Annotated in this window: 14 protein-coding genes and 1 riboswitch; of the genes, 12 read left to right on the top strand and 2 right to left on the bottom strand. The window is 53.6% G+C overall.

All coding sequences use genetic code 11. The features are described 5' to 3' along the window. The first annotated feature begins 208 nt into the window (after nt 1-208). From BMW84_RS05925 to BMW84_RS05905, 5 genes are all read left to right on the top strand, one after another. The gene (locus tag BMW84_RS05925; protein WP_091065483.1) at nt 209-1,177 is read left to right on the top strand and encodes a phosphotransferase family protein; all 969 of its coding nucleotides are present in this window, start codon (nt 209-211) and stop codon (nt 1,175-1,177) included. A 114-nt stretch (nt 1,178-1,291) separates the two neighbouring features. After that, nucleotides 1,292-2,347 (top strand): ABC transporter ATP-binding protein, encoded by a 1,056-nt coding sequence (locus BMW84_RS05920; RefSeq protein ID WP_091065481.1) that lies wholly within the window; start codon nt 1,292-1,294, stop codon nt 2,345-2,347. A 196-nt stretch (nt 2,348-2,543) separates the two neighbouring features. Continuing rightward, entirely contained in the window at nt 2,544-3,947 is a 1,404-nt protein-coding gene (locus BMW84_RS05915; protein ID WP_254772942.1) for an arabinan endo-1,5-alpha-L-arabinosidase AbnB, read from the top strand. Nucleotides 3,948-4,071: 124 nt separating this feature from the next. Beyond that, nucleotides 4,072-5,175, top strand: coding sequence for a citrate synthase/methylcitrate synthase (locus tag BMW84_RS05910; protein ID WP_091065477.1), 1,104 nt, complete (start codon nt 4,072-4,074; stop codon nt 5,173-5,175). Nucleotides 5,176-5,467: 292 nt separating this feature from the next. Continuing rightward, nucleotides 5,468-6,187 (top strand): SAM-dependent methyltransferase, encoded by a 720-nt coding sequence (locus tag BMW84_RS05905; RefSeq protein WP_175498689.1) that lies wholly within the window; start codon nt 5,468-5,470, stop codon nt 6,185-6,187. 59 nt (nt 6,188-6,246) lie between these two features. Here the strand turns inward: BMW84_RS05905 and BMW84_RS05900 are convergent, their stop codons facing one another. Then, nucleotides 6,247-7,101 (bottom strand): SDR family NAD(P)-dependent oxidoreductase, encoded by an 855-nt coding sequence (locus BMW84_RS05900; protein ID WP_091065472.1) that lies wholly within the window; start codon nt 7,099-7,101, stop codon nt 6,247-6,249. 94 nt (nt 7,102-7,195) lie between these two features. Between BMW84_RS05900 and BMW84_RS05895 the strand changes: the two genes are divergently transcribed. Next, nucleotides 7,196-7,579, top strand: coding sequence for a MerR family transcriptional regulator (locus BMW84_RS05895; RefSeq protein WP_175498688.1), 384 nt, complete (start codon nt 7,196-7,198; stop codon nt 7,577-7,579). Here BMW84_RS05895 and BMW84_RS05890 read toward each other — a convergent pair. Further along, on the bottom strand, nt 7,576-8,901 hold the full coding sequence (locus tag BMW84_RS05890) for a voltage-gated chloride channel family protein (RefSeq protein WP_091065467.1): 1,326 nt from the start codon (nt 8,899-8,901) through the stop codon (nt 7,576-7,578). The genes BMW84_RS05895 and BMW84_RS05890 overlap by 4 nt on opposite strands. 71 nt (nt 8,902-8,972) lie before the next feature. Further along, nucleotides 8,973-9,032: riboswitch (Fluoride riboswitch) on the bottom strand. A 358-nt stretch (nt 9,033-9,390) separates the two neighbouring features. Here BMW84_RS05890 and hfq point away from each other — a divergent pair. The 6 genes from hfq to hflX all read left to right on the top strand — a co-directional run bounded on the left by hfq (nt 9,391) and on the right by hflX (nt 16,217). Beyond that, the gene (gene hfq, locus BMW84_RS05885) at nt 9,391-9,630 is read left to right on the top strand and encodes an RNA chaperone Hfq (protein ID WP_019910673.1); all 240 of its coding nucleotides are present in this window, start codon (nt 9,391-9,393) and stop codon (nt 9,628-9,630) included. 159 nt (nt 9,631-9,789) lie between these two features. Further along, complete coding sequence (locus BMW84_RS05880; RefSeq protein ID WP_091065465.1) at nt 9,790-12,381, top strand: PBP1A family penicillin-binding protein; 2,592 nt, start codon at nt 9,790-9,792, stop codon at nt 12,379-12,381. Between the two features lie 209 nt (nt 12,382-12,590). After that, nucleotides 12,591-13,145 carry a ribonuclease FAU-1 family protein gene (locus tag BMW84_RS05875; protein ID WP_091065462.1) on the top strand — a complete coding sequence of 185 codons (555 nt, stop codon included), beginning with the start codon at nt 12,591-12,593 and terminating at the stop codon, nt 13,143-13,145. Between the two features lies 1 nt (nt 13,146). Continuing rightward, nucleotides 13,147-13,806: a YdcF family protein gene (locus BMW84_RS05870; protein WP_091065459.1), complete on the top strand. Its 660-nt coding sequence runs from the start codon at nt 13,147-13,149 to the stop codon at nt 13,804-13,806. Between the two features lie 76 nt (nt 13,807-13,882). After that, nucleotides 13,883-14,851 (top strand): AAA family ATPase, encoded by a 969-nt coding sequence (locus BMW84_RS05865; protein ID WP_091065457.1) that lies wholly within the window; start codon nt 13,883-13,885, stop codon nt 14,849-14,851. 67 nt (nt 14,852-14,918) lie between these two features. Beyond that, the gene (hflX, locus tag BMW84_RS05860; protein WP_091065454.1) at nt 14,919-16,217 is read left to right on the top strand and encodes a GTPase HflX; all 1,299 of its coding nucleotides are present in this window, start codon (nt 14,919-14,921) and stop codon (nt 16,215-16,217) included. Nucleotides 16,218-16,227 lie beyond the last annotated feature (10 nt).

Raw genomic sequence — 16,227 nt, 5'->3', positions numbered from 1 at the left:
GCCTTGAAGTTGACGTTCCGGCGTGAGATATCTGCTGAATTGTCCGTTTGAACTTTACGATGATCCTATTGTTATGTTAGGATTATTGACGGCGGTACAAGAGTGAGTTTCATGTCGGAATCATGAAGGCCGGTGCTCCGCCGCGGAGCTGCCGGCCTTTTTCGCCTTATTATAGAATAATCCGCTAACGAACAATGCGACGGAGGAGATTTTCCTGGAAAGCGCAACGAAAAATAAATTAACGGCGGAGCAGCTGGACCTCATCGTTGCCGGGGCTTTTGGGGACCATGTGAAGGTAAAAGCGTGCCGGGAGCTTACCGGCGGATATTTCAACGCTGCCTATGAAGTGCTGCTTAGCGATGAAAAAGAGCTGGTGCTCAAGGTCGGCCCGCTTCAGGATACGGATACGCTGAGTTATGAGCGCAATATCATGAGCGCGGAGGTATCGGCCTTGCAGCTTATTCGTAGCAAAGGTACGGTTCCTGTGCCTAAGGTGCTGTTCTATGACGACAGCCGGAGCAAGATCGCCGGCGAATATTTTTTCATGGAAAAAGTCCACGGAGAGCCTTACAGCGACATCAAGGACGGGCTGCAGCCGGACCAGCGGGCAGCGGTCGAGACGGAGCTGGGCCGGTACAACCGGATGATCAATGAGATCCGCGGCGAGCGCTTCGGGTTGTACAGCACGCTTCCGCGAAGCGGCGGCCGCTCCTGGCGGGAGACGTTTCAAGAGATCATCGGCGATTTGCTGAATGATGCCCGGCGGCTTGGCGCCGTCATGCCGGTTCCTCTGGAACGGATTGAGGAAGAGGTGGCGAAGCTGCTGCCCGCACTGGAGGAGGTCACCGAGCCGCGGCTCGTGCACTGGGACCTCTGGGACGGCAATGTGTTCGTAAAAGGCGGCAAAATCGTTGCGCTGATCGACTGGGAACGGGCGCTTTGGGGCGATCCCCTGATGGAATATTATTTTCGCTATATCGAGGATACCCAGCATTTCCTGAGGGGTTACCATGGCGTTTTTGACAGCCCGAACGAACGGGCCCGCATCAGGCTGTACGATCTGTATATCGATTTAATTTACTTCATTGAATGTTACTCCCGCAAATATGACAGCGCCGGGCATTTCGAATGGGCGCATGACAATTTGCTGGCCGGTTGGGAACGGTTCCTAAAATGAAAATTGTTTGAAAATTCTTGACTTCATGTCGGAATTATAGATAAAATATTACTTATTGCTTGTTAATATAATGAGAACCATTATCATAAACAAGATAGCAGAGAGGGTGACAGGATGGATCGCCTTTTAGAGGTCAATGATCTGGCAATTTCGTTTAAAACCCGTGGTGGAGAAGTGCAAGCTATCCGCGGCGTAAGCTTCCATGTAAACAAAGGTGAAACGCTCGCGCTGGTGGGCGAATCCGGTTCCGGGAAAAGCGTTACCTCCCAAGCGATTATGAAATTGATTCCTCAGCCGCAAGGTCAATACAAGCGCGGACAAATTTTGTTCGACGGCCAGGAAATCATCAGCAAAAATGAAAAGCAAATGCAAAAAATCCGCGGTAAAGAAATCGGCATGATCTTCCAGGATCCGATGACATCGCTGAATCCAATGATGAAAGTCGGCCGCCAAATTACCGAAGTTCTGTTCAAACATGAAAAAATCACGAAAAGCGCCGCTTACACGCGCGCCATCGAACTGCTGCGTCTTGTAGGCATTCCTTCCCCGGAACGCCGCTTCCAGCAGTATCCGCATGAATTCAGCGGCGGGATGCGCCAACGCGTCGTAATCGCCATGGCGCTGGCTGCCAATCCGAAGCTCCTGATTGCGGACGAGCCTACCACTGCGCTCGACGTTACGATTCAGGCGCAAATTCTGGACCTGATGAAGGACCTGCAGAAGAAGATCGGTACCGCGATCATCTTCATTACCCATGACCTTGGCGTCGTGGCCCGTATGGCTGACCGCGTAGCGGTTATGTATGCCGGCCAAATCGTTGAAATGGGCACCGCGGAAGAAATCTTCTACGATCCGCGCCATCCGTACACTTGGGGTCTGCTGGCTTCCATGCCAAGCCTGGAGAGCAAAGGCCAAATGCTGACTGCCATCCCAGGGACGCCTCCTGATTTGATCAAGCCGCCGAAGGGCGACGCGTTCGCGCTGCGCAGCTCGTACGCCATGCAAATCGATGTGGAGAAGGAGCCTCCGATGTACAAGGTTTCCGATTCGCATTTGGTAAAATCGTGGCTGATGCATCCGCTTGCGCCGGCTGTGCAGCCGCCGGAAATCGTGCAAAAACAGCGCCGCGAACTGCCGGGCAACTACCCGCAGCCGATTTTGGCCCAATAAACAGTAGATATGATAAAGCGTCAGGCGTGATAAGCGTCTGGCGTTTTTTTTGATGTTTTGGGATTTATTTATTTTAAATAAACATAAAACGAATCATGTATATATAAATAAAAAGATTGACTATTCCGCTGGCCCGTTGCAAAATGTAGAAATGTAAGGGTATACATAGGGAGGCGGAAGCATGAAAAAAGCAAAAATGACCACTATATTGTCTTTGGCGCTGTTAACGGCCTGCAGCGCGGGTAACGGCAGCACACCTGAATTCAAGAACGTATCGGTGCATGATCCATCCGTAATCAAAGTGAAGGATACCTATTATGTGTTTGGGTCGCATCTGGCCTCCGCCAAGACCAAGGATCTGATGAGCTGGAAGCAAATTTCGTCCGTCGTGGAAGACGGGAACCCGCTGATCCCGAACGTCACGGAGGAATTGAGCGAGACCTTCAACTGGGCACAGTCGGACACGCTTTGGGCCCCGGATGTCATCGAACTGGCCGACGGGAAGTTCTATATGTATTACAACGCCTGCCGGGGCGATTCGCCGCGTTCCGCCATGGGCATTGCCGTTGCCGACAAACCGGCCGGGCCGTACAAGAACCTTGGCATCATTCTCAAATCGGGAATGTCCGGCCCGGGGGAGGACGGGGAGATGTATGACGCCACGCAGAAGCCGAATGTGGTCGACCCGGATGTCTTTTTCGATAAGGAAGGCAAGCTGTGGATGGTCTACGGTTCGTATTCGGGCGGGATTTTCATTCTTGAACTCGATCCGACAACAGGCTTCCCGCTGCCGGATCAGGGCTATGGCAAAAAGCTGCTCGGAGCAAATCACGCCCGCATTGAGGGCCCTTACATGCTCTACAGTCCGGAGACCGATTATTACTACCTGTTCCTCTCGTACGGCGGCCTCGACGCCAAAGGGGGCTACAACATCCGTGTAGCGCGTTCCAAAAATCCGGACGGTCCGTTCGAGGATTCCGAAGGCAAAGCAATGATCGAAGCGCAAGGCACCAAAGGCAAGTTGTTCGACGATCCGGCCTATGCTCCTTACGGCGTGAAGCTGATGGGCAATTTCGAGTTTGTTGCTCCGAACGGAGGCATTGAAGGCGAGGGTTACGTATCTCCGGGCCATAATTCCGCTTACTATGACGATAAGACGAACCAGTATTACCTGATCTTCCATACGCGCTTCCCGCGCAGAGGCGAAGAGCATGAGGTGCGCGTGCACCAGATGTTCATGAACAAGGACGGCTGGCCGGTCGTGGCGCCGCACCGGTACAGCGGGGAGAAGATCGGTTCCTACAAAGCCGAAGAAGTGGCAGGCACATACAACTTTATCAACCACGGCAAGGACATCTCGGCAAAGATCGTCCACTCCAAACGGATCGAGCTTTCGGCGGACGGACAAATCACCGGCGCGGTAACCGGAACCTGGTCGCTGGAAGGCGAGAATAATGCGGTTCTGAACATCGGCGGAGAAACATACGACGGCGTGTTCGTGACGGAATGGAACGAAGAGCTGGCAAGCCATGTCATGACCTTTACGGCATTGTCGGCAAAAGGCGTATCCGTATGGGGAAGTCATGTAAAAACGAACTGACATAAGCTAATAAAATTAATTTATGCAATCATAAAAAACAATAAATATGCAATGGGGCTTTTGCCGTATATACTCCTTGTAAGAGGTTTATTCCCATGGGGACGGAAAAGGAGCAGTGTACATAATGGCAAAAGTAACGGGTTTGGAAGGCGTAGTCGCCGGGGAGACAGATATCGGCCTGGTAGACGGGGAAAAAGGGTATTTGGTCTATCGCGGGTATTGGGCGAAAGAGCTTGCGGTCAGCAAAAGCTACGAAGAGGTGGCTTACCTGCTGTGGTACGGGCACTTGCCGAATGAATCGGAGCTTGCGAAATTGAAGCGGGAGATGGCGGAAGCGCGAGAAATGCCGGAATATTTATGTCAAATGATCGATCTGCTTCCGGCGTCGGTTCCGCTTATGCTTGTACTGCAAAACGCTGTCGCTGCGCTGGGCGAAAAAGGGAGTGCGACCTGGCCGCCAAGCTTGCAGCAGGGAATCCGCTTAACGGCCGTGCTGCCGACCATCATCGCCTATAGATACCGTAGGCTGAAAGGCCTGGAGCCGGTTAAACCGGACATTACTCTGGGGCATGCAGCCAACTATTTGTATATGCTTAGCGGAAATGCTCCGGAAGAAGCGCATGTCAAGGCGCTTAGCGCTTATCTGATTTTATGTATGGAGCACGGCATGAATGCTTCGACGTTTGCGGCCCGCGTGGTGCTGTCGACTGAATCGGATATCTGTGCCGCCATCGGCGGCGCGATCGGCGCCATGAAAGGCCCGCTGCATGGCGGCGCGCCGTTTGAGGTGATCTCGATGCTGGAAGAGATCGGTACCGTGGACCGCGCTGAAGCATGGATCCGCAATGTACTGGACAACAAAGGCAAAATCATGGGCTTTGGGCACCGCATTTACAAAACCAAAGATCCCCGTGCGGAAGCGCTCAAGATCGCCACGCAGGAAATGATCGGCAAAGATCCATCCTTCGACGTAGCGATCGAAGTTGAACATATCGCGATCGCGCTTCTGGAAGAATATAAGCCGGGACGCCGGCTGTTCACCAACGTCGAATTTTACGCGGCAGCCATTCTCCGCGCATTGGAACTGGATCCGGAAGTGTTTACGCCCACCTTCACCTCCGGACGCATTGTCGGCTGGACGGCCCATTTGATGGAGCAGGCGGCCATTAACCGCATCTTCCGTCCGCAGTCCGTCTATACCGGACCGATGCCCGAAACGGAAGCGTAACTGCCAGCTGCCTAATCTATGCTGGTTTGAACTTACCCAAAAGCCTCTCCCGAAAAAGCTGCGGGAGAGGCTTTACTTTGGTAAAAAACAATTATAGTCATTGACCGTTTACGCTTGTGAGAATTACAATTAATTACATTCCAAGAAAGGATGTGTTGTTATGAGTAGCATTGTGCGTGTTCGGAAGGTGAATTTTAAATAACCCTGTAAAGGGCATAAACATGCAAATGAGTTCTTTATGTCCTTTGTTGTAATGACCTTTACAGGGATTACAAAAAAGGAGAATGAATACATGCGATCTTATCGTTTTAAAGCAAAATACGGCGAACTGATCAACGATCTAATTAAAGACTACGAAGAGGAAACGAACAGCCCATATATTATTGGACCGGATGCGGTATGCCTGCTCGAACTGCTGTGCGAAAAGATGGAATTGTCTCCGGGGATGCGCATTTTGGATATGGGCTGCGGTGCGGGATTCACTTCGATTATCCTGGCTAAAGAATTCGGCGTAACCGTATTTGCGAACGATCTGTGGTTCAGTGCCAGCGATAACTATAAGCGTTTCGTTAAGGCGGGAATCGAGAACCAGGTGTATCCGATGCGGGCGGATGCCCGCGCATTGCCATATGCCGACGGATTCTTCGATGCGGCCGTAAGCATTGATGCGTACCATTATTTTGGTACCGATGAATGTTATTTCGGCAATCATTATGCCCGTTTGGTGAAGCCGGGCGGACAGTTCGGGATGGTCCTGCCTGCGCTCACGCGCGAATTCGAGCACGGGCTGCCGGATGGGCTGGTTCCGCTCTGGGAGCCAGATATGTATGCCTGGCACAGCGCCGATTGGTGGAGCCGGATGTGGCAGAAGACCAACCTTGTCGATGTCCGTTGTGCGGAAGAAATTTCGGGCGGCAAAGCCTTATGGAATGCGACAGCCGATCATGAACTGCATGAAGCCGATACCGAGAACTATTTGACGCTGATGCGATTGACTGCAATCAAACGATAGTGCTTTCCGTTACGCAAAGAGACTGGAGCGACACAGCTCCGGTCTCTTTGCCGTACAGTTTATTCGGCATATACCGTGGATTTGGTCAACGGCTCATATTTTTGATCCGATTCCGCCAGACGTTTGGACGCCTCTTGGGCAATCGCGTAGGCGGTTGTTCCCATCAGCAGGTGTAAAGGCGGATCGCCCATTTCGGCCAAGCTCCAGACGGCATCCGCAATTTTGGCCGGATCACTGAGCGTTCCGATCCGTTCTTCGGCTGAAGCAGCGCTCATGCCGCGCAAATGCCGGGCGACTCCGCCGATCAGTTCTTTATAAGGTTCGCTGACCGGTGGAACATCCATGGATGATCCAGCCCAGTCCGTAGCTATGCCTCCCGGCTCCACGACGGTCACTTTAATCCCGAAGGGAGCGACCTCTTTGGCCAGCACTTCAGTGAAGCCGTTAACCGCAAATTTGGAACTTTGATAGGCGCCAAGCCCTGCGTTGCCGACCCGGCCTCCGATGGACGAAATGTTGATGATGGAGCCGCCGCCCTGCGAGCGCATGGCCGGCAGAACGGCTTTGGCGGCATAAACGACCCCGAGAAAATTGGTCGCTACCTGCTGCTCGAAATCGGCAATGGTTATGTCTTCGATCGACGAGACATTCGCATAACCGGCGTTGTTGACCAGGACGTCGATCCTGCCGAAGCGGTCCAGCCCCTTCCGGACGGCCGCCAGCACACCGGCATTATCCGTTACATCCATAGATACCGGATATATTTGTTCACCGTATTCAGCCGCGAGACTCTCCAGCGAAGCGGCATTGCGTGCGGTTGCGATGACCCGCTCCCCATGTTTAAGCGCGGCCAGCACGATTTCCCGTCCCAACCCCCGGGAGCTTCCCGTTACCATCCATACTTTGTTTGACATTAAAGAGCACCTCGTTTTGTATTGGAATGAAATGAAGTATAATCAATTCGAGTAACTCGAAGTCAACAGTGAAATGACAAAGGTGGTTAGGAGTTTGTCTTATTCCGTTAAAGAGGTTGCCGAGAAATTCAACATTTCGCCGCATACCGTACGTTATTATACCGATATGGAACTGATCCCCGGGGTGAAGCGGGATGCCAATAACCGCAGGTTGTTTGATGATGCTTCGCTTGGCTGGCTGAAGACGATAATCGCTTTCCGGACGGCAGGCATGTCGGTGGAGCTGATCAAAAGTTATCTGGAGTTGTATGAACAGGGCGACGCGACGATTCCCGACCGTTACGGGCTGCTGGTGGAGCAGCGGCGGCTCACCGCGGAGAAACTTGAAGAGATGAACAAACAGATGAAAGTGATCGACGAAAAGGTGGATACGTATTACGACAAAATGGCTCAAAACAAAAAGCAGGCCGGAAATTAATTTCCGGCCTGCTTTTTTCTCTTCGTTTGCTTCACCGTTCCCAGCGTCGTCCCTTCCGGAACTGTCAGAAAATGGGATTTCGGGACCCCGATTTTCTGCGAGGTATAGATCCCGGTATGCCCGGAGAACAGGAAGCTGACCAGGCAAGCAATAAACAGATAGACGGCTCCGCTGGACCCGAACAGTTCAATACCCATTATGAAGCAGGCGATCGGCGTATTGGTTGCTCCGCAGAACACGGCTATGAATCCTAACGCGGCCAGAAAAGGGGCGTATAATCCCAGGAATCCGGAGAGCGCATTCCCCAGTGTTGCTCCGATTGCAAACAGCGGCGTCACTTCGCCGCCCTGGAATCCGGTGCCCAGCGTCAGGGAAGTGAAAAGCAGCTTCCAAAGGAATGCGAACGGAGACATCTGCCCGGTAAAGGAATCCTGGATAAGCGGAATGCCGAGGCCCAGGTAATCACGGGTGCCCACTACATAGACCAAGCCGATGACCAGGACGCCGCCGACGGCGCTTTTGAACACCGGATTCTTGAACCATTTTGTAAAATTCTTCTTTAGCGAATGGGTCAACTCGCTGAAGAATACGCTTGTCAGTCCGAACAGCACCGAAGCGAAAATAACCTTGGCCAAGACCGAGAGAGAAAGCACGGGAACGACTCCCATATGATAATGGATGTGCGCTACGCCCCAGAAAGATGTCGTAACCAGATTTCCGACAAACCCCGCGATAAAAGCGGGAATGAGCGCCTCGTGAGAGATGAGTCCGATCGCCAGCACTTCCAGGCTGAAGACGGTTCCGGCCAGCGGCGTGCCGAATACGGAGCCGAATCCGGCGCTGATGCCGCAGATAAGCAGGATTTTTCTGTCGACGGCATTTACGCGCAGCGTTTTTCCAAGCCATTCGGCTAGGCTTCCGCCCATCTGGACCGCGGTGCCTTCCCGGCCGGCGGAGCCGCCGAACAGATGCGTCACGACCGTTCCGAATAATACCAGAGGCGCCATGCGCAGAGGAATGGGCTCGCTCCCGGCATGTATTTGTTCCAGGATGAGATTGTTGCCTTTGGCGCTGTTTTTGCCATACTTCATATAAATAAAGCTGACGAGCGCTCCGCCGAGCGGAAGAAGATATAACAGCCACGGATGCGCGATACGTTGATCCGTCACATAATTGAGGCTGGTAAGGAACAAAGCGGATGCCGATCCAGCCAGAATGCCGACGCCGGAACCGAGCAGGATCCATTTGATAAAGGAGGAGAGAAGAGCGATTGAGATTGTTTTTCTGGAAAAATGGTCTAGCTTTGTTCTAAAATTATCCATTCCGCGTCCACGCTTCCCTTCAGGGGTATTACCGCTTAAAACGAACAGACTCCTACCAGGAACTCGTGCATTCGCTGGTAGGAGTCATTAGCCTTGCGGCGGTTATGGCGAACTCCATCGCCTATTCAGCTATGTTATATTTTATGCGGTCCCGGCGGTATAGTCAATACGGTTTCTGGTGTTTTTGGGATGGCTTGAGGCCGGCTGTGCCTGACATCGCATCGGGTCTCCGACCTCAGTTTTTCTTTTACCCAAGCGTTCGATTGGAAGGAAACAGGCTTCCCATGTATAATTATATCTATTAAGAAACAAACAATCGGGCAGGAGCGGGGGAATCCAAGCAGCAGCTTAGGCGGAGGCAGACAATAACTGTAGCGTTTTTCACACATTGCTGGAATTAAAGTCTACGTGATATAATAGCAGGAAAGTTTCTCTCAGGTCTTGAATATACTTCTGAACAATCTAATCGAACCGATGGGGGTACGTCATATGAACAAATCCATTAACATCCAAGATACGTTCTTGAATCAGCTGCGTAAAGAGAATATCCCTGCTACAGTATATCTGACCAACGGATTTCAAATCCGGGGAATCATTAAAGCCTTTGACAATTTTACCATTGTGATTGACAGCGACGGGCGCCAGCAAATGGTGTACAAGCATGCCATATCGACCTTTACTCCGCAGCGCAGCGTATCGCTGATGCAGGACAGCGGATCGGAGGAATAAGCTTTTATCGATTCAGCACGAAACCTTTTTGTTTATAAATCGTTTGAATAGATGGGTGAGAGAGCAACCTGCACAAGGTTGTTCTTTTCATTCTGGGAATGTATGTAATCAAAATGATCAAAATGCAGCAATTCCGCAAAAGGGAAGTCAGGAGGCAACATGTCCAGAGACGAAATATCACGGGTGAACCGTAATCGAGACAGGGGAACAAGCCCTTCGAATTCCAAAGCCAAAGGAAACGGCAAGGGCGGGGGCAAGAAAAAGAAGTTTCTAACGAAGAAAAAAGTGCTGTGGAGTTTGTTTTTTGCTATGGCGTTGGCGATCTTTTGCGCGCTTGGCGGGTATCTTTTCATTATGGTCAACGGTGAAAAGCTGCTCATGGAGAACCAGGATAAGCTGACGGTCAATGAAACGACCAAAATCTACGACCGCAATGCGAACCAGATTGCCGAGCTGTCGCTGGAGAAAAGCGATCCGGTCGAATACGAAGCGATTCCGAAGCTGCTGATCGATGCGTTCGTGGCAACGGAGGACCGGCGTTTCTTCGAGCATAAAGGCGTCGACTTCTGGTCCATCGGCCGTGCGGCCGTGAAGGATATCGCAGCCCGCAGCATGGTCGAAGGCGGCAGCACGATCACCCAGCAGCTGGCGAAGAATATTTTTCTGACTCGGGACAAAACATTCTTCCGCAAAGCGACGGAGATGTCGATTGCCGTAGCGCTGGAGAACAAGAAGACCAAAGAAGAAATCATCACGATGTATTTGAACCGGATTAATTTCGGCGGCACCGTATACGGCATCAAAGCCGCTTCAATCCGTTACTTCGGCGTAAGCGATTTGAACAAACTGGATCTGTGGCAGATGGCGACGCTGGCGGCTATGCCGAAAGGGCCTTCCCGCTACAATCCGCTGCGCAATCCGGAGCTCTCGAAGGAGCGGCGCGCAGTCGTACTTCAGCTGATGTATGAACAGAAGTATATTACGAAGGAACAGATGGATGAGGCCAAAGTCGTCGATTACAACTATAAACCGCCGGAAACGAAGCAGCGGTACCAGGCATTCATCGATTATGTCGTGGATGAGGCGGAAGATAAATTCGGCCTGTCCGAAGATGATCTGAATATCGGCGGCTACAAGATTTATACGACAATGGATAAACATGCACAGGAAACGGTCGAAGACGCATTTGCGGACAGCGACAATTTCGAGAAAAGCGTGGACGACGAGCTGGTGCAGGGTTCGATGACGATCATCAACCAGGAGAACGGCAGCATCGTCGCTCTGCTGGGTGGCCGTAACTATGAGAAAAAAGGTTACAGCCGCGTAACGGGCAGCCGGCGTTCGCCGGGATCCTCGATCAAGCCGCTGGCCGTATACGCGCCGGCGCTGGAGAGCGGCAAATTTACGATCGATTCGCAGCTCAGCAATGAGAAGCAGTGCTTCGGCAAATATTGCCCGAACAACCTGCATGGGTACTCGACGAGCATCAGCATGACGGACGCCTTGACCAAATCGGAGAACATTCCGGCGGTCTGGCTGCTGAATGAAATCGGAGTCAATACCGGCTTCCAGTTTGCCAAGAAGCTCGGCATAAACCTCAGCGACGATGACAAAAATCTGGCGCTGGCCCTCGGCGGCGTTAGCCAAGGCACGAATACGCTGGAAATGGCGCAAGCTTACAGCGCCTTTGCCAACGGCGGCGAGCTTCGCGAGGCGTATACGATCAAATCGATCACCGACAGCACCGGGGAGACGGTCTATAAAGCAAATACGTCTCCGACCCGTGTGATGAGCGAAGAAACCGCGTACCAAATGACGCAGATGATGCAGCATGTCGTACAGGAGGGTACCGGTAAAAAGGCCAAAATCGACCGGCCGGTCGCCGGTAAAACCGGTACGACGCAGAGCGGATACGAAGGCATTAGCTCCAACCGCGACGTCTGGTTCGTCGGCTATACGCCGGAATGGACCGCTGCCGTCTGGATGGGGTATGACAAACCGAGCAAAAGTCATCTGCTTAAGAACAGCAGTCCGCTTGCGGCAGCGTTCTGGGGCAAGGTCATGGAGAAGGCGCTGGAGGGCATCCCGTCCAAGTCCTTCCCGGTACCGAAGGGCATGAATGAAACCGAACCTTCGCCGACGCCGGATGCGGCCCAGCCGGTAACAGGGTTGACTGCCTCCTACGATCCGGCCACGATGACGGTGAACCTCGCGTGGGATGCGGTGCAGACGGCCAATGCCGAATACCGTGTATACCGCCGCGAGTCGTCCGAGACGGATTTCTCGTCGCTGCTTAACACGCCGGCGACTAGCGTGGGCGATATCAGCGCCATGCCGGGCTTGACCTATGAGTACTACGTAACGGTGTACGATCCGGAACAGGAGGTCGAAAGCGCTCCTTCGGCTACCGTCACAGTGTCCGTGCAGGATGAACCGGCGACGCCGGAGCCGGAAGTGACGCCGGATCCGAACTTCCCGGAAGGCACGCCGGGCACGGATAACGGCGGCGCTGGCAACGAGGGGGGCGGCCCGGGCAATGGCCAGGGTAACGGTCAAGGTAACGGTCAAGGCAACGGGCAGGGTAACGGTCAAGGCAATGGTCAAGGCAACGGCCAGGCCACCCCACCTGCAGCTACTCCGTCACCGTCAGCTCCACCGCCTTCCACTTCACCGGTTACAGCGCCGGGTGGCACAGGGGATGGCACGGGCGCCGGGGCCGGCAACAGCACCGACGGCACCGGCACCTTATAAGGCACTGCAAGCTGAAGAGTACTCAACCGTCCGCCAAAGCTTTCGCACCTGAATTGCGGAAGGTCTGGCGGACGGTTTTTTTGCGATGAAACAGGCAATCCTTGGCGCCCCGAGTTGACGCGGAGATTCCGGAAGAATTAACATAGGGATAGGAAATGATTTCATTAGCCTCAGCTTTCTGCAGAGAAACGATGGAAAGGGTTATTCATATGAAACGTAAATTCGGAGACCGGGCCAACTGGCGCCGGATTACGCGCCGCCATTTTGCCTGCCGCTATGTGGAAACCCGGGAATTCAGCGGATATATCACGCTTTATACCATCTACGGGCTGAAGGAGCCCTTGTGGAAAAGCTACGGCAGGCATACATATCGCATTGCGGATAAGGGGTATTCCTGGCTGCAGTATTTTCCCAAGGACGGCCATTATATCGTGACGGCAATGTTTGACGAGAAGCAAAATATCGTGCAGTGGTACATCGATACATGCAAGGTCCAAGGGGTGACGGACCAGGGCGTTCCCTGGTTTGACGATTTGTATCTGGACGTCGTCGTGCTGTGGAACGGGGAAGTGTATCTGCTGGACGAGGACGAGCTGGAAGAAGCGCTGGAGCGCGGAGAAATCACAGAATCGGATTATCAATTGGCATGGAACACCGCGAGCAGCATTATGCGCAGTATCGATGCGCACGCCTTTCCGTATTTTGCGCTGTCGCTGAAGCATCGGGCGGATTTGTTCCATCACGGAGATTTCAGGAGGAAATAAGATGGATTGGTATGTTTATCAAAGGGGCTCATCCCCGATCCGCAAAGTATCCGGCAAACGGATGAGGCGGCGCAGTCACCGGAAATGGGTGGCCGCCGCTATGGTGCCTGTCGCCGCCGGGTTGGTCTGGTGCGCGTATTGTCTCAGCGTGATTAACGGGGCGAAAACCGCGGTTCCGTTGATGGAAGCGGATACAGCCGTGGTGCTCGGCATGGCCATGTGGGGCGACGAGCCTAGCCCGGGCCTGAAGGAGCGGCTTGACTACAGCCTGCAGTTATACCAGGAAGGGAAATTCCGGCATTTCATCGTATCCGGGGGATTGGACCGGGAGGGCTATAAATATACCGAGGGCGAAGGCATGAAGAATTACTTGGTCGCCCAAGGCGTACCGGAGTCAGCCATTCTCGTGGAGAACGAAGCTACCAGCACTTACGAGAATCTAAAGTTCAGCGAGGAAATCATGAAGCGGGAGAATCTGCAGACGGCCATCATCGTGACCCACGACTTCCATGGCAGACGTTCGCTTGAAATGGCCAAAGAGCTTGGCTACTCCCGTCCGGAGCTTGCCCTGACGGAATCCGTGACGATGTCGAACTTCAAATACAAGACGCGCGAGATTTTGGCATACACCAAGTGGAAAGTACAGCAGCTGTTTTTGTAAAACTGCTAATAACGCCCCGTCCCGGGGAATAGACTTGAGATAGAGCAAGCTAGCCCTTGGGATATGAGGTGAACCGATGAACGGACGCGTAGCGGCGGCAAGCGGGCGGGAGGAAGGCAGACCGTCTCGCCAAATCAATATTGTGCTGCGGAATCAGGAGCCGCCGGCGGCGGCAAACGGAGAACGTGAGCAGGCAGGAACGCAAGCGGCAAAACCCAGCGGACACAGCGTCTTGTTTCAGGAATTGAGCAAGGAGCTCGATGCGCTGGTCGGGCTGGAGAATATCAAAGAGCTTGTATTTGAGATTTATGCACTTCTGCAGATTGCCCAAATGAGAAACGATGCCGGACTGGTCAGTGGAGCCCAGGCGTACCATATGGTGTTCAAAGGCAATCCGGGAACCGGAAAAACAACGGTGGCGCGGATTGTCGCCAAGCTGTTCTCGCGGATGGGTGTTTTGAGCAAAGGTCATCTTATCGAGGTGGAACGGGCAGATCTGGTCGGCGAATATATCGGCCATACTGCGCAGAAGACGCGGGATCTGGTGAAAAAGGCGCTCGGCGGCATTTTATTCATCGATGAGGCCTACAGCCTTGCGCGCGGCGGGGATAAGGATTTCGGAAAAGAAGCGATCGATACGCTGGTGAAAGCGATGGAGGATCACCGCAATCAATTTGTGCTGATCCTGGCCGGTTATTCGGGCGAAATCGATTATTTTTTGATGAGCAATCCCGGACTCCCATCGCGGTTCCCGATTCAGGTGGAGTTTCCGGACTATACAATTGACCAGCTGCTGCAGATCGCCGAGCTGATGGCGAAGGAACGCGATTATATTTTGATGCCGCAGGCGATACTCAAACTAAAGCAGCATTTGCTGCTGGAAAAAACGGAAAGCCTGCATGCCTTCAGCAACGCCCGTTATATACGCAATGCGATTGAAAAAGCGCTGCGGGCCCAAGCGGTGCGCCTGCTGAACCAATACGAGAATTCGAGTCCCGGCAAACAGGAACTGATGACGCTGCGGACCGAGGACTTCAAGCTGTAGGCTCACCGGATACGACATTCAACCAAGATACCCCCGGTGGGTATGTAGATGAGGGGCAAAGATAAGTATGGCTTCAACGACCCATGATACAATGACAGAGATGCAGGACCGGGCCATTCTGGTCAGCCTCGTTACGGACGGCATTAAGCGCAGCGGCATCGATCCCGAGTTGTCCCTGCAGGAACTGGTACAGCTTGCCGAAACCGCTGGCGTCGAGGTGCTGGATGTGCTGCGGCAAAACAGGGAGACGCCTGACTCCCGATGGTTTATCGGAAAAGGTAAAGTGGAGGAGCTGCGCATGGCCGCGGAGGCGCTTGGCGCAAACACAGCGATATTTGACCAGGAGCTGTCCGGCGCGCAGGTCCGCAATCTGGAAGAATCGCTGGACCTGAAGATCATCGATCGGACACAGCTGATTCTGGACATCTTTGCCGGGCGCGCCAAGACGCGCGAAGGCATTATCCAGGTCGAGCTGGCCCAGCTCACCTATCTGCTGCCGCGGCTTTCGGGCCACGGCATTAATCTGTCCCGGCTCGGCGGCGGCATCGGGACGCGCGGTCCCGGTGAAAGCAAGCTGGAAACTGACCGCCGCCATATCCGCGGACGGATCACCGAGCTGAAGCGCCAGCTGACCGACGTCGTGAAGACGCGCGAGCTGCACCGCGAACGCCGGCGCAAGGCCGGTGCCGTTCAAGTGGCGCTCGTCGGTTACACCAACGCCGGCAAGTCGACGCTGCTGAAGCAGCTGACCGCCGCAGACGTCTATATCGAAAACCAGCTGTTTGCGACGCTGGACCCGACCTCGCGCGTGCTGGCGCTGCCCGGCGGCAAGGAAGTCGTGCTGACCGACACCGTCGGCTTCATTCAGAACCTGCCGCATGATCTGGTGGCGGCGTTCCGGGCAACGCTGGAGGAGGTCAATGAAGCCAACCTTGTGTTGCATGTCGTCGACGCCTCTTCAGCGATGCGCGAAGAGCAAATGCAAGTGGTCGACGAAATCCTGCAGGACCTCGGCGCGGCGGGCAAACCGCAAATCGTGTTGTTCAATAAAAGCGATGTCTGCCAGCCAGAGCAGCTAGAAATGCTGACTTCGGATGCAACGCATCTGAAGATCAGCGCGCTGGACCGCGCCGATCTGGAGCGGGTTACGAAAGCCATTGCCGATGTGCTGGCCGGCGAGACGCTGCGCTTCCGCATTCCCGGCGACCGCGGAGATTTGTCCGCGCTTCTGTACCGGGTGGGAGAAGTGCTGAAGCAGCGGGTCGAAGACGGAGATATTTTGTACGAGGTGCGATTGAACAAGGAAGACTATGCGAAGTGGGGCTATAAGCTGGAAGATTATAGCTATACGGAGCAAACCGAATAAGCGAAACGCA

The sequence above is a fragment of the Paenibacillus sp. NFR01 genome (assembly GCF_900111565.1).
GTDB lineage: Bacteria > Bacillota > Bacilli > Paenibacillales > Paenibacillaceae > Paenibacillus_AQ.
The sequence above is the reverse complement of the archived record's forward strand: the minus strand, read 5'-3'. Positions and strand labels throughout refer to the sequence as shown.